This is a genomic window from Haloferula luteola (assembly GCF_014201715.1).
Lineage (GTDB): Bacteria > Verrucomicrobiota > Verrucomicrobiia > Verrucomicrobiales > Akkermansiaceae > Haloferula > Haloferula luteola.
This window is the reverse complement of the sequence record NZ_JACHFD010000004.1, coordinates 224,311-239,137: the sequence shown is the minus strand read 5'-3', so window position 1 is coordinate 239,137 and position 14,827 is coordinate 224,311. Positions and strand designations below refer to the sequence as shown.

The window sequence follows — 14,827 nt, the reverse complement described above, 5'->3', positions numbered from 1 at the left end:
CCCATCTTAGCACAAGCGGCCGGGATCCGGACAAGGGTCAAAATCCAAACCTCCCCCCGCCCCACTTTCATCCTTCAAATCCACCCCACTGAAGCCCAGCCGACGCGCCTCCCCCAACAACCATGCGATTCGCTGGGCCGCCGCCTCCACCGGCAACCCCGCAGGGCGGATGTTCGAAACACAATTCCGCTGCGCATCCGAATTTCCCCGCCGCGGACCCTGCACCAAATAAGCCCCCAAACTGTCCGGCGATCCCAATCCTGGCCGCTCCCCTAACAACATCAGCACCGCCCGCGCCCCCAACGCCTCCCCAATCTCATCCTCCAACGCCACCCGCGCCTGGCTCGAAATCACCAAAGGCCCCAACTCCCATCCCCGCAGCAACGGAAACAACGCCTCCAGCAACGGCGGAGCTTGGCGATGCGTCGCCTCGGCCGACAACCCGTCCGCCACCACCACCACCAAATCATAATCTCCCCGCGCTCCCTCCAACCTCTCCCTGGCCCCTTCCCCCAACTGCCGACCCCAATCCGGCCGCTGCAGATACACCTGCCGATCCGCCGCCCGCGAAGGCGCATACATCACCGGCAAACCATGCCCTTCCAACTCCACCGCCAAACCCGGCGGATCGAAAACCGCATGCACCGCATCCCGCGCCCGCGCGTGATCCACCAAAAATCGCAATCGCTCCCGACAAGGCAACGAACCTCCCGTCCGCCCCATCGCCACGCGGGCCGACGTCCATGCCTGAAATAACCGCTTCTCCATCACTGCTCACCTCCACCTGTTGCCACTCCGGACCCCAATCCCAACCAGGCCGGCGCCTCCGCCAGCGCCCGTGTCGACGATGCCAAACGCCCCCCCGGCATCGTGATCCCCTGCGCTTCCAGCCAACTCTCGAACTCCGGAGTCGGGCGTTTCCCCAGCACCTGCCGCAGATAATGCGCGTCGTGAAACGAACTCGATTGATAACCCAACATGATATCATCCGCGCCCGGCACCCCCATGATATAGTGGCACCCTGCCACCCCCAACAGAGTCAACAAAGTATCCATATCGTCCTGATCCGCCTCCGCATGATTCGTGTGGCACACATCACACCCCATCGGCAGCCCCAGCAGCTTCCCGCAGAAATGATCCTCCAACCCCGCCCTCACGATCTGCTTCCCATCGTAGAGATACTCCGGGCCGATGAACCCCACCACCGTGTTCACCAATAACGGAGAAAACTCCCTCGCCACCGCATACGCCCGAGCCTCCATCGTCTGCTGATCCACCCCGTGGTGGGCTCCAGCCGAAAGCGCACTCCCCTGCCCCGTCTCGAAATACATCACCTCATTCCCCAGCGTCCCCCGCTTCAACGACAACGCGGCCTCCCGCGCCTCGCCCAACAACGCCAGATCAATCCCGAAACTCGCCTGCGCCGCCTCTGATCCCGCAATCGATTGGAACACCAGATCCACCGGCGCCCCCTGCTCCATGGCCCGCAACTGCGTCGTCACATGTGCCAACACACACGACTGCGTCGGAATCTCATACCGCGCAATCAACCCATCCATCATCTCCAACATCGCACAAGTCGTCGAAACCTGATCCGTCGCCGGATTGATCCCGATCACCGCATCCCCGCAGCCCAACAACAGCCCATCCAAAATCGATGCCGCAATCCCCCGCAAATCATCCGCCGGATGATTCGGCTGCAACCGCACCGAAAGCCGCCCCGGCAAACCCATCGTGCTCCGAAAACGCGTCACCACCCGGCACTTCGACGCCACCAAAATCAAATCCTGGTTCGCCATCAACTTGCTCACCGCCGCCACCATCTCCGGCGTCAAACCCGCCGCCAGCGCCGCCAACACCTCCCCATCCGTCTCATACGCCAGCAACCAATCACGAAACTCCCCCACACTCAGATCCGCCACCGCCGCAAAAGCCCCCACATCGTGCCGGTCCATGATCAACCGCGTCACCTCATCCTCCTCATACGGCACCAGACACTCCTCCAAAAAATGCCGCATCGGAACATCCGCCAACAAACACTGCGCCGCCACCCGCTCCTCCGCCGACTCCGCCGCCAATCCCGCCAAAACATCCCCCGACCGGTGCGGCGTCGCCTTCGCCAGCAAACTTTTCAGGTCACCGAATCCATACCTCCGGCCAGCAATCTTCGTACTCCAACGCATCCGCGGGCATCGCAAGCAGAGCCCGCGCCGACTTCCCCGGGATGGCAGATTCCTGAACTGACAGCTCGCCTCCTCCCACCTAGCCTTTCCGATCCATGAAACGATTCATCCACCCTCTTTTCATCGCCCTCACCGCCCCCCTCCTCGCCCTCGCCACCCCCGCCCATGGCCAAGATCGCACCGTCGAAGCCCACGACCCCGTCCTCGGTAAAGACGGCGACACCTACTACCTCTTCTCCACCGGCAAAGGCATCCGCGTCCAATCCTCCAAAGACCTCCAAACCTGGCACTCCGAACCCCCCGTCTTCTCCGCAACCCCAGCCTGGGTCGCCCAAACCGTCCCCGCCTTCGGTGGCGACATCTGGGCCCCCGACATCGCCAAACACAACGGCACCTTCTACCTCTACTACTCCGTCTCCGCCTTCGGCCGCAACACCTCCGCCATCGGCGTCGCCACCAATACCACCCTCGACCCCACCTCCCCCAACTTCGCCTGGAAAGACCACGGCATCGTCCTCCGCTCCGTCCCCGGCCGCGACCTCTGCAACGCCATCGATCCCAACCTCGCCCACGATGCCGATGGCAACCCTTGGCTCACCTTCGGCTCCTTCTGGAACGGCATCAAACTCGTCAAAATGCAGCCCGACCTCCTCCAGCCAGTCACCGGGCCCGGCGAAGCATGGTACACCCTCGCCTCCCGCCCCCGCGACTTCGCCGTCGACGATCGCGACGCCGGCGACTCCGCCAACCCCGAACTCGACTACGCCACCCTCTACTCCCCCGATCAACTCGCCCGCAACCGGAGCATGAAGAACGGCGCCATCGAAGCCCCCTTCCTCTTCCAGAAAAACGGCCACTACTACCTCTTCCTCTCCTGGGATCGCTGCTGCCAAGGCGTCTCCAGCACCTACAAAATCCTCGTCGGGCGCGCCGATAACATTCGCGGCCCCTACCTCGACCGCGACGGTCAGCGCCTCGTCCGCGGTGGCGGCACCCTCCTCCTCGCCGGCGACGGACAAGACTGGGCCGCCGCCGGACACTGCGCCGCCTACTCCTTCGACGATCGCGACCTCCTCGTCTTCCACGCCTACGACCTCAAAGACCAAGGCAAAGCCAAACTTCGCATCCGCGAAATCGCCTGGGACGACCAAGATTGGCCCGTCCTCGTCCCCGAAGACTGACCCCCAAAAAAGGGGCATCCTGCACCCCAACCATCATGCATCGTGCCCCCTTCTCACCTCCCCCACCCACCCCTCAAACCTCCGCCAACCCCGGAAACTCGGCGCTTTCAGAGCTTTCTGCCCCCTTGGCCGACCCCTTGCAAAGCTGTCGCCGCACCGCAACGCTCGATCGGACGCCCGACGAGCGGGACCCGCGGACCATCACCCCACCGTGCTTCCATCGACCATGAAAACCCCACGCCTCCTCCTCCTCGCCCTCGCCGCCACCCTTCCCCCCGCCACCGCGGAACTCCTCACCAACAACGCCTACCCCGACCAAAATCCCCAAATCTCCGACTCCCTCATCGTGTGGGAGGCCCAACCCGATGGCGCCGACACCGAGATCATGGTCCACTACCAAGGCGAAACCCGTCAACTCACTGACAACACGGGCGATGACACCGCCGTCGCCCTCTCCGGCTCCACCCTCGTCTGGCAATCCTGGGACGGCACCGACTGGGAACTCTGGGGCTACAACGCCGCCTCCGACATGCTCCTCCAACTCACCGACAATACTGTCGACGACACCGATCCTCACATCGCCGGTGACCACCTCGTCTATACCACCGTCGACGGCGGCGATACCGAAATTGCCACCCTCTCCCTCGGGCTCCTCATTCCCGAAATCGCCGAAATGAAAGTCACCCCCCAAGCCCTCAAACTCACCTCTCGCGGCAAATGGGTAAACCTCCGCCTCTCCCTCGACGACAAATCCCTCCTCGATGAAGGCATCGATCCCGACACCGTCAGAATTCTCGGATCCGTCACCGCCAATCAAATCTCCAGCCGCTACGGCAACCTCTTCATTCGCGTCGACCGCGCCGAATTCTCCGCCGCCCTTGAAGGCCACTCCGGAGCCACCGAAATCGACCTCGTCGCCCAGACCTACTCCGGCTCCACCATCGTCGCCACCGATACCATCAAGGTCATTCCCTGATCCCTTCCCTCGCCGCTCGCCGGGTCCGCCCGGCCGCTGCCCCTCCCAGCCCCTCTCCCCAACCCCACCCCGGCCGCTCTCCCCGAGCGCCGGGGTTTTTCGTCTCCCCCCTCGCCGCACCATTCACCCCCATCATCACCGTAGCCCGTTGATCCTCTGAATTTTTGTCGATCATCGTACTTGCCAAGCAACCGCATCTTCCTCATTTCATGAAGTAGTCGTTTTGACTACTTTAAGCCATCTCCCTCAACCCCCTCCCCCTCCCATGAAGCCTTGGATCCTTCTCAAAGCAGGCCTCCTCACCGTGGCCCTCCTCCCCGCGCAAGAACCCCCTCGCCTCCTCTCCTCCCGCACCCAACCCCTCGGGCAACGGCAGATCACCTTTGAAAAACTCCAACCCCTCACCCTGCCCGCCTCTCCTCCAACCAGCCCCTCCCTCCCCAGCGCGCTCAACGCCCCTCCCGCCTCCCCCCTTAAGCCCCAGCGCTTCCTCTTCCTCGGCGGCACCATCTACCTCCCCCAGGGCAATCCCCTTAAGGCCAAAGCCCTCGTCCACTACGCCCCCCAACCCGGCACCGACCCCGTCCTCCTCTGGATCAACGCCCAACTCGCCTGGCTCGGCGGATTTGCCGAAATCGACGACCCGTCGGCCACCCACGCCCTCCTCATCGCCACCTCCGAAGTCGCCCTCCCCGCAGGAAACCCACCGGATCCCACCCCGGCCTCCCCGCCGCTCCCGCCGGGCATCTCCTGGCCCACCTTCGCCGCCGACAACACCGGCGAAATCCAGCGCGCCGATGATAGCACCGAACCCCTCGACCTCTCCCCCCTTCAGGCCCTCATGGCCACCTATCGCGCCCAATGGCCCACCCTCCGCACCGCTCACCAACAACGCCTCGCCGCCGCCCAACGCCAAAAAATCCGCGAACTCGCCGACCCTCCCCACCTCAAAAACCTCCGTGTCCGCTACTGGCAGACCCTGCCCGCCACCTCCCCAAACTCCCCACAAACCCCCAGCCCCTCCCTGCGGTGAAACCCTCCCTCCTCCCCACCTCCCTCCTCGGAACCCTCCTCCTCGGCATCACTCCCGCCCACGCCATCCTCGATACCAATGCCAATGGCCTCAGCGACCTCTGGGAAAAATACTACAACTCCGGCCAACTCTTCCCCTCCGCCACAGGCGACTTCGCTCCCACCGCCGATCCCGACCACGACGGCTGGACCCACCTCGATGAAGCCCTCGCCGGCACCGACCCCTGGAGCCCCCAACACCCCCTCGGCATCGTCCGCGCCACCCTCACCACCCATCCCTCCCTCCCCGGGAACTTCTTCATCGATTGGAACGCCCTCCCCGGAAAAAACTACCAACTCTCCCTCTCCACCGACCTCCAAAACTGGGCCTCCTTCGGCGACCTCATCCAAGGCGACGCCCCCGGCCTCCCCCTCGGCATCCAAATCGCCTACCAGGACGGATCCCTCCCCGACCACATCTTCTGGCGCGTCCATGTCCTCGACTCCGACCTTGATGGCGACCAACTCACCCACTGGGAAGAAGCCCTCCTCGGCACCGATCCCAACCTCGTCGATACCGACCTCGATGGCCTCTCCGACCTCTGGGAAGCCACCAACCACCTCGATCCCCTCGACCCCACCGGCGACAACGGCCCCGATGGCGACCCCGACGGCGACTCCATCCCCAACCAAAACGACACCCACCCCGCCGATCCCAACCCCTTCCGCTGCGTCGTCCAGAGTTCCCTCCAGATCTTCGTCCACGAACAAGGCTTCAGCGACCTCTACACCATCGAAGACACCCAGACCCTCTCCCTCGATGGCACCTTCGTCCAAAACCGCGACCCCTACTCCTCCAACATCTACCCCATCGCCTTCCTCGATCACGACCCCGTCCTCGGCGGCATGATGCAAACCGTCACCCTCCAGATCGTCTCCTCCACCCCCGTCGCCAGCAACCGCTTCTTCACCCTCGTCCAAATCCGCGAAGACGCATCCCTCCTCGGCAGCCCCCAATGGCTCGGCCATCCCGCCTTCACCCCCGTCCTCACTCAAGCCCTCGAATTCACCCTCCTCAAAGGACAAACCCAATCCAACACCCTCACCATCCACTACGACGTCGACCAACTCTCCGAATCCCTCGACCCCACCGGCACCCTCAACGACTACCTCCTCTTCCCCCAACTCGCCGAAGCCCGCACCGAATTCGGCTTCGACGACTACCCACGCGAGATCGAAAAGGATCAACACCCCCGCCCATGGCTCATGGTCCCCGGTGATCACTCCTCCGCCCACACCTGCCTCCTCAGCGGACTCGGCAACATCGCCTTCCACCTCCAAACCCAAAACGATCCCCTCGCCCCCCAACCCGACCCCACCCAGCCCTCCACACCCGCCCAGATCCAGGTCGACCCCGAACGCGCCATCCCCGGAGAACCCCTCACCCTCTCCTTCCAGGGAACCGGTAGCGACGACAGCACCTACCTCGATTTCGCCGATGGAGCTCGCATCCTCGACATCGTCACCTACCCCAAAAAGGTCGTCAAATTGACGACGCACGCCATCTCCATCACCAATGACGACGTCGACCCCCAGACCATCAAAGTCGGGGAAGGCCTCCCCTACACCGTTTGCGTGCGGAAAAAGAACCAATCCGGCGCCCTCTGGAGCACCCCTGGCGGCGATGACATCGTCGTCTCCGGCGCCATCAACACCGGTCCCAATGGCATCTGCGAAACCCAAACCGATCCCCGCGACGAAATCATCATCGAAACCGGCTACGGCCAACCCGATGCCCCCTTCCTTCAGCCGGGACCCAATGGGGCCATCAACACCATCCCCGATCCCTTCGACGACAACATCGGCACCGCCATCACCACCGGCGCCGACGGCATCCGCAACACAGGCGCTCCTCCCCCCGTCGTCCACCCCATGAACGTCCCCTCTGCCAGCGAGCTCGAAACCCGCCTCAACGAAATCTACGGCGACCAAGCCAACATCTATTTCGAAGTCAACTCCCAGTCCGCCGAAGTCGCCTTCGACGTCGGCGATCCCGAAGGAGAATTCGAGGGATCCGAAATCAAAGTGAATGGGATGTTTGATTATCTGATAACAAAATCAAGGAACACAGAAGAAAAGTTACTCATAGCAACATCCTTCCAGCCAACTTCTTACTTCAATGTCTATTATCTCCCCTGCCCCATCCAAAGCCACTCTATCAATGAAAATGGATGGAAAACTTCGAGGCCACTGGGCTACGCGCGATCCGATTTCAGAACTCCTTATCTTCGTGCCAATGGCATCGACACGACTGGACTCATCTTCGCCGTCGCCCACGAACTGGGACACAATGGATTTCAGGGAGATTCTTCAGGCCTTCTCCACCCTCGCTGGCAAGGATCCTTCACACCCACCACGCTTGGTTTCCCGTTGGCAGCCCTTGAAGACGATAAGAAAAGACTGATGTATCCCACCATCGAAGACATCACTCCGGACGGAAATATCACCTATCGCATCAACCCCAACACTGGAAAACCATGGGCCCTGCTCCTCAAAGAAGAAACCGACATTTTTCACGGACGAAGAATGGGATACTGAGTCTCTCAATACTTATCCATATCCACTACTTCACCTCTTCCACAACAGCATCCTTCGCTCAATCTACTCCAGACATCAACAGCTTGAGTGACATCCGACAAACGGAATATGCTTGGCGACTGAAAAAAATCGAAACCACCAACGACACTTTTCAGGCCATCGTCCAATTTAGCGAACTTACTTGGACCTTCGCCAATTCCCCTGATAAGGCCGACTTAAAAAACCAACTTCGTGAATTCCTCCTAGAAAACCATCCCGAGCTCCCCGCCTTCAAAGAAAAGCAAATCAAGACCGTCCCCTATCGGTATTCAAACTCACAATTCCGAGACAACTCCATCACCCGCCTCGCTGATTTTCGTGAGGAGTGGTCGGTTCGACTCTTAGGCTGGTGCCTCATGGATGATCGTGAACTCGAAGAACCCGAATGGACCGAAGAGCAACTCGACATCTGGTTTCAGGAAGGCGGGGGGCAAAATAAAAATCCGGAATCTGCGGCTTTCACACTCAGTAAAATGCAGCTTCCTGATGCACCAACAGGCGATCTCTTTCTATCAACTACCCCGAAATCGATCGAACTCTGGAAAGGCTGGTGGAAAAAGCACGAGCATGAAATCGGCGCCCTCCTGGCTCAACCCATCCCAGATCCATCACAAGCGGCTCAGGACAAGGGCTCCGCAGAGCCCCCTCAGGACGCTGTTCAAGACAACGCCCCCCCTTCAACTCCGGCTGAAAACTCGTCACTCGCTCAGTCCCCCCCACATCGGTGGGCATGGATTCTCGGTGCTTTTCTCGCCATAAGCCTCACCGCCCTCCTTCTGATCGCTCGCCGCAAATCCCGCGACGAATCGCCCTGATGCATCCAATCCACCCCAAAGCTCCCTCCAACCCAACAGCGAAACCACCGTGGCTGCGACATCTCCAACCCATCCCCGTTCTCCCCTGACACCGAGGAACTCCCCCAAAGCCCTCCTCCTCCTCGTCCATAGCATCCTTGCAGGGCTTACCCTCAACGCCTTCGCTCAAGACGATCAGGGGGTCCATGATCTCAGTGACATCCGAAAGACGGAACACGCTTGGCAATTGGAAACAATCGAAACCACCAACGACACCCTTCAGGCCATCAGCCAATTCGCCCAACTTTGTTGGACCTTCGCCAATTCCCCTGATAAGGCCGACTTAAAAAACCAACTCCGTGACTTCCTTATAGAAAATCATCCCGAGATCCCCGCTTTCAAAGAGGAGCAAATCAAGACAACGCCCTATCACTACTCCAACTCTCTATTTCGCCACAACTCCATCGTCCGTTTGGCCGATTTCCGAGAGGAGTGGTCGGTGCGACTTCTGGGCTGGTGCCTCATGGATGACCGCGAACTTGAAGAGCCCGGATGGACCGAAGAGCAACTCAATATTTGGTTAGAAGAAGGAGGAGGCCGCACCACGAATCCAAAAGCTGCAGCCTTTACCCTTAGCCAAATGCAACTTCCTGATGCACCGACAGAAAACCTATTCTTCAATTCGAATCCCAACTCTGTCGATCTCTGGAGAAACTGGTGGAAAAAGCACGAGCATGAAATCGACGCCCTCCTCGCTCAAAACGTCACGGAGATCCGCAACCTCAGCGACATCAGAAAGACGGAACACGCTTGGCGACTGAAAGAACTCGAAACTACCAACGACACCTTTCAGGCCATCGTTCAATACAGCGAACTTACCCGGACCTTCGCTCATTCCCCCGATAAGGCCGACTTAAAAAACCAACTTCGTGATTTCCTTGTAGAAACCCATCCCGAACTCCCCGCCTTCAAAGAGAAGCAAATCAAGACAACGCCCTATCACTACTCCAACTCTCTATTTCGCCACAACTCCATCGTCCGTTTGGCCGATTTCCGAGAGGAGTGGTCGGTGCGACTTCTGGGCTGGTGCCTCATGGATGACCGTAAACTCGAAGCGCCCGAATGGACCGAAGAGCAACTCGACATCTGGCTGGAGGAAGGTGGAGGCCGGATGAAGAACCCAACATCGGCTACCCTTGCCCTCAGCAAAATGCGGCTTCCCGATGCTCCGACAGATGATCTCTTCCTATCCGTTTCGCCGAAATCAATCGAGCTCTGGACAGCCTGGTGGAAAAAGCACGAGCATGAAATCGGCACCCTCCTCGCTCAAAACGTCACGGACATCCGCAACCTGAATGACATTCGATCAACACGCCACGGATGGATGCTCGACATCATCGAAACAACTGAGGACACACAACAAACCATCGCATACTTTTCCTATCTCATCTGGGAGATCGGAAGCTCTCCCGACAAAATCGACTTAAGGAAACAACTTTATGAAATACTTCTTAAAAGACACCCAAGAATACCCGCCTTCAAAGAAGATCAGATCAAGACGGTGCCATATCGCTATACAAACTCAATCTCTCGAAGTAGTTCCATCAAAGTATTGCGCTACTTTCGAGAAGAATGGTCCATTCGTCTTCTAGGCTGGTGCCTCATGGATGACCGTGAACTCGAAGAGCCCGAGTGGACGAAAGAGCAACTCAATCTTTGGTTAGAAGAAGGTGGAGGCAGCATGACGAATCCGGATACTGCTGCATTTACCCTTAGTAAAATGCAGCTTCCCGATGCTCCGACAGGTGATCTCTTCCCAAGATCCCCCCCTAACTCAACAGAACTCTGGAAAGGCTGGTGGAAAAAGCACGAGCATGAAATCGGCGTACTCCTCGCTCAAAACGTCACGGACATCCGCAACCTCAGCGATATCAGAAAAACGGAACACGCTTGGCGACTGAAAGAACTCGATACTACCAACGACACCTTTCAGGCCATCGTGCAATACAGCGAACTTACCCAGACCTTCGCCCATTCCCCTGATAAGGCCGACTTAAAAAACCAACTTCGTGATTTCCTTGTAGAAACTCATCCCGAGCTCCCCGCCTTCAAAGAAAAGCAAATCAAGACAACGCCCTATCACTACTCCAACTCTCTATTTCGCCACAACTCCATCCTCCGTTTGGCAGATTTCCGTGAAGAGTGGTCGGTGCGACTTCTGGGCTGGTGCCTCATGGATGACCACGAACTCGAAGAGCCCGAATGGACGAAAGAGCAGCTAAGCATTTGGTTAGGAGAAGGTGGAGGAAGCATGACAAATCCGGATTCCGCTGCATTTACCCTCAGTAAAATGCACCTTCCTGATGCACCGACAGAATATCTCTTCCCAAGATCCCCCCCTAACTCAACAGATCTCTGGAGAAACTGGTGGAAAAAGCACGAACATGAAATCGGCGCCCTCCTGGCTCAGCCCATTCCAGAACCCTCACAAGGTTCACTCGACGCAGCCCCAGAGACCGATCCCATCGGCCCTCAACTTCAAGATCCGTGAGCCGCGCTCCCATCCCAAAGTTCTTCACCGCCACCACTCCCCCCGCAGCACCCAAGTCTGCGGTCCCGCGACCACGAAAGCTCATCCCATTCAGGCACAAGCTTGGTACATTGATCGGTTCGGGATCTCAAATTTCTGGATCCAGCCGAGCCCAGTTCTCACGCAGATCCCTCGCAAACTTCGGTAGGAGTCCGTCATAGGATGCATCTTCTGTCGGTTCGGAGATCCGCTGGAATTCACTCGTCTGCTTTCCATTGGGATCGCTCTACACCGTCAATTCGAGATCCATCGCTGAATCCGGCCGATGATCTCCGTCGAAGTAGAACTTTCGCGCGCTTCGAAAATGCAGTGACGGCTCAATCACTCCCATGGCCCCCATAAGCTTCTCCATCGTCGGGCACTCCGAACTTCCCTTCTCGATCCGCTCCGAAACCCGGATTCACCGCGCCCCCCGCTGGTCCCATTCTCTACCAACGCGGGGGAACCATGGAATGGGAATGAGTTTCGGCATCCTTTGTGATCCAGTTTGAGAAATCTCCCAACCTACCCCTACGCTTGTCCTACCCCCCGTGATTTGGTCGCCTGCAAACCGTGGAAGCTTCTCCTACCCTCCGCCTCCAAGATTGCTGGGCCAAATCCGATCCCGTCACGGGCCTCCCCGGGCTCTCCGTGCGCGACCATTGTCTAATCGTTGGACATATCGCTAACGCCCTCGCTTCGGAGATTCCCAAGCCGGTTCGCCATCTCCTCCCACACGGCTTCGCCTCCCTTATCGCTGCCCATGACTTGGGCAAAATCACCCCTGGCTTCCAACTCAAGTGCCCTCTTTGGGAATTCCATGAATCCTGCCGCCGGCTCACTCATTTGAACGGCCTCATCACCCTCCATGCCGCGGTCAGCCAATCCCACCTTCAGTTCTCGCCTATCCATTCCCTTCATCCTCTCGCTAGGCTATGGCTCATTTCGACAGCCGGGCATCATGGTGGCTATCCCGACGGTCTGAAACGTGCGACAGCGCCCGCCTTCGAAGGAGGAAATCCCGACTTCATTCCCCTACGCGAGGAACTTGTTCAAATCCTTATCGAAACCTTTGGCCCCTTCCCGACCGAATCAGCGAAGAACCAACCTGAGCGCATCCATCTGCTTACAGGTTTCACGATCTTCTCCGACTGGCTGGGATCCAATACGGACTGGTTCCCGTTCGATTTCCCAGTGGAGGAGGGAGCCATCGCCTCGCGAATTCGTGAGCTTACCAAAGCACTGGGGCTTCACTCCAGTCCCCGCCCTGGGATCACCTTTGAGTCCCAATTTCACACTGATGGCCTCCCCCCATTGGCACCGCGCCCCCTCCAATCCACCCTCGTCGATGCCGCCGATCAGGCCGGTCTCTACATCGTCGAAGCACCCATGGGAATGGGCAAAACCGAAGCCGCGCTCGCTGCTGCCTATCGCCGTTGGACCGAAGGAACGGAGCGAGGACTCTACTTCGCTCTCCCCACCCAACTTTCCTCCGAACGCATCCACGATAGAATCACTTCATTCCTGAAGAACGTCCTTGGAGAGGAAGCCACTCACTCCCTCGTCCATGGCCATGCCTGGCTCCATGGAGCTCGCAATCGCCGACTTTCCGCCCGGGTCGACGAGTTCGATCACAATGACACCGACGAAGCGCTACGCTGGTTCAACTCCACACGTCGCCAACTCCTTGCCCCTTTCGGCACAGGAACCATCGACCAAGCACTCCTCGCCATCCTCCCTGCCCGCTTCGCAGCCCTCCGATACTTCGCGCTCGCGGGAAAAGTTGTCGTTGTCGATGAAGTCCATTCCTATGACCCCTATATTTCGGCCCTAATCGATCGACTCATTCGCTATCTTTTGAAGGCTGGATCCACGATCATCATCCTCTCCGCCACTCTGACCTCAGAGCGCCGTTTCCAGCTCATCGCCGCAGCGAGGAAAGCTCTGGATCAGGAGCCCCGGTATGAGGGCATTTCTCAATCGGCGCTTTTGCAGGCCCCAGACGAAGTCCCTTACCCCCTGATTACCAAAATCACGGCCGATGCCACCCAAGCCATCCCTATCATTTTTCCCGAATCCAGCGAGCCTCATTCAAACCGTGTTCATCTCGTTCATCAGTCACTCACTCAAGAGAATGAAAGCGCATATTGGAAGAAAATCGCAAGTTGGGTGGAACTGGGTGCCAACGTTGTTGTGATCCGCAACACTGTCGCTCTCGCTCAAGAAACCTACCGGCATCTCAAATCCCTGTTGAGCGATCGCATTCCAGAAGCTCACTGCGGCCTCCTTCACTCACGATTTCCCATCTGGCAGCGCTCAAGAAATGAAAGCCGTTGGGTTTCGCTGCTCGGCAAAGATTCATCCCTTCGACCTCCTGGTTCCCTGCTCGTCTCCACTCAGATTGTCGAGCAATCTGTGGATATCGATGCCGATCTCCTAATCACCGATCTTGCCCCTACAGAACTCATTCTTCAGCGAATCGGCCGTCTCCATCGGCACCCACATCCCCGCCCACCGGGAATGGACAAAACAACCTGTCACATCCTCTATCCGCCGGTCGATTGGGAAAATGGAAAGGAAGCTCTCACCAAAAGCCTCGCCCCCCACCACTATATCTATCCGGCGTTCCGACTATGGCAGGCTTCTACCACCCTGCATCCCATGGATTCCATCTCTCTCCCTTCCCAGGTCCGCACCACCCTTGAAAGAAGTGCCGCTCAGCTGCCCGAGGTCGGAGCCTCAGACACCCTCCACACATTCCACCACGAGCTCCAAACGGCTTCTGACCTACAGAATGGCACTGCGGCGACCCGTGATGTCTTCTCAGCATCCGCACTGAAAGACCAGGAAGGCCATGAAACTCGCTTCAACATTCAACCGTCTGCCCAGCTTGTGCTCCTCAAAAGGCCTCCCATGGAGTCCTCCACCGTCATCACGGTTCATCCTCTCCACGGCAGCTCGATCACCTTTCCCAAGGGTTTCTTTTCTTACGACCTAGCAACCGCCATCCATCTCAATGCCATCCGGATTCCGGCACATTGGGTCCACGCATCCTTGCGAGCAGCTCCCGAATGGCTGCAACAACACATGGATGACGGAGTCATAGCGGTTTTGCACGATTCTTCGATTGAGGTCCTTCCCGTTTCCCCTTCCAATCGATCTCTTCGATATACGTCCTTCCTTGGTCTGACCCAGCAGCAAATCGAATCGTCACCCTTCACTACTGATCTCGAAGATTATTGGTTCTAAATTCTGCCCCACGTTTGTGGGGAAGTCACCCGAGCAACTCTGCGCGACGGGCCATCCCCCCAAAATAGAGGGAGGACGGATCGTGTAGAACTCATTCAGTTTTGCAATATTCTCTTTCTCGCTGAGCAACTCTTCGCGACTTAGTTTTTTGTCGACAATCCGCCGTAACGATGAAAAAAGGGGTTGTGACTGGTAGCACAGTCACAACCCCAAGGGCAGAGCGATCC

General features: G+C 58.5%; 9 protein-coding genes. 7 read left to right on the top strand and 2 right to left on the bottom strand.

The genetic code is table 11. From position 1 onward, the window contains the following. Positions 1-6: 6 nt before the first annotated feature. Positions 7-768: an ethanolamine ammonia-lyase subunit EutC gene (eutC, locus tag HNR46_RS05805; RefSeq protein ID WP_184016712.1), complete on the bottom strand. Its 762-nt coding sequence runs from the start codon at positions 766-768 to the stop codon at positions 7-9. Beyond that, positions 768-2,183: an ethanolamine ammonia-lyase subunit EutB gene (locus HNR46_RS05800; protein ID WP_184016710.1), complete on the bottom strand. Its 1,416-nt coding sequence runs from the start codon at positions 2,181-2,183 to the stop codon at positions 768-770. Before HNR46_RS05800 ends, eutC begins: the two co-directional genes overlap by 1 nt. Before the next feature lie 95 nt (positions 2,184-2,278). On the opposite strand from HNR46_RS05800, the gene HNR46_RS05795 reads away from it, so the two are divergent. The 7 genes from HNR46_RS05795 (at position 2,279) to cas3 (ending at position 14,600) form a co-directional block, all read left to right on the top strand. Then, positions 2,279-3,364: a family 43 glycosylhydrolase gene (locus HNR46_RS05795; protein WP_184016708.1), complete on the top strand. Its 1,086-nt coding sequence runs from the start codon at positions 2,279-2,281 to the stop codon at positions 3,362-3,364. Between the two features lie 226 nt (positions 3,365-3,590). Further along, complete coding sequence (locus tag HNR46_RS05790) at positions 3,591-4,340, top strand: TolB family protein (protein WP_184016706.1); 750 nt, start codon at positions 3,591-3,593, stop codon at positions 4,338-4,340. Positions 4,341-4,605: 265 nt separating this feature from the next. Beyond that, the gene (locus tag HNR46_RS05785) at positions 4,606-5,373 is read left to right on the top strand and encodes a hypothetical protein (protein ID WP_184016704.1); all 768 of its coding nucleotides are present in this window, start codon (positions 4,606-4,608) and stop codon (positions 5,371-5,373) included. Beyond that, complete coding sequence (locus HNR46_RS05780; RefSeq protein ID WP_184016702.1) at positions 5,370-7,949, top strand: hypothetical protein; 2,580 nt, start codon at positions 5,370-5,372, stop codon at positions 7,947-7,949. Before HNR46_RS05785 ends, HNR46_RS05780 begins: the two co-directional genes overlap by 4 nt. 83 nt (positions 7,950-8,032) lie before the next feature. Continuing rightward, complete coding sequence (locus tag HNR46_RS05775; RefSeq protein ID WP_184016700.1) at positions 8,033-8,803, top strand: hypothetical protein; 771 nt, start codon at positions 8,033-8,035, stop codon at positions 8,801-8,803. A 49-nt stretch (positions 8,804-8,852) separates the two neighbouring features. Continuing rightward, the gene (locus HNR46_RS05770; RefSeq protein WP_184016698.1) at positions 8,853-11,333 is read left to right on the top strand and encodes a hypothetical protein; all 2,481 of its coding nucleotides are present in this window, start codon (positions 8,853-8,855) and stop codon (positions 11,331-11,333) included. Positions 11,334-11,924: 591 nt separating this feature from the next. Then, positions 11,925-14,600: a CRISPR-associated helicase Cas3' gene (gene cas3, locus HNR46_RS05765; RefSeq protein ID WP_184016696.1), complete on the top strand. Its 2,676-nt coding sequence runs from the start codon at positions 11,925-11,927 to the stop codon at positions 14,598-14,600. Positions 14,601-14,827 lie beyond the last annotated feature (227 nt).

Coding starts and splice junctions, on each gene's coding strand:
- eutC (WP_184016712.1), bottom strand. CDS start 768: ATGGAGAAGCGGTTATTTCAGGCATGGACGTCGGCCCGCGTGGCGATG.
- HNR46_RS05800 (WP_184016710.1), bottom strand. CDS start 2,183: ATGCGTTGGAGTACGAAGATTGCTGGCCGGAGGTATGGATTCGGTGAC.
- HNR46_RS05795 (WP_184016708.1), top strand. CDS start 2,279: ATGAAACGATTCATCCACCCTCTTTTCATCGCCCTCACCGCCCCCCTC.
- HNR46_RS05790 (WP_184016706.1), top strand. CDS start 3,591: ATGAAAACCCCACGCCTCCTCCTCCTCGCCCTCGCCGCCACCCTTCCC.
- HNR46_RS05785 (WP_184016704.1), top strand. CDS start 4,606: ATGAAGCCTTGGATCCTTCTCAAAGCAGGCCTCCTCACCGTGGCCCTC.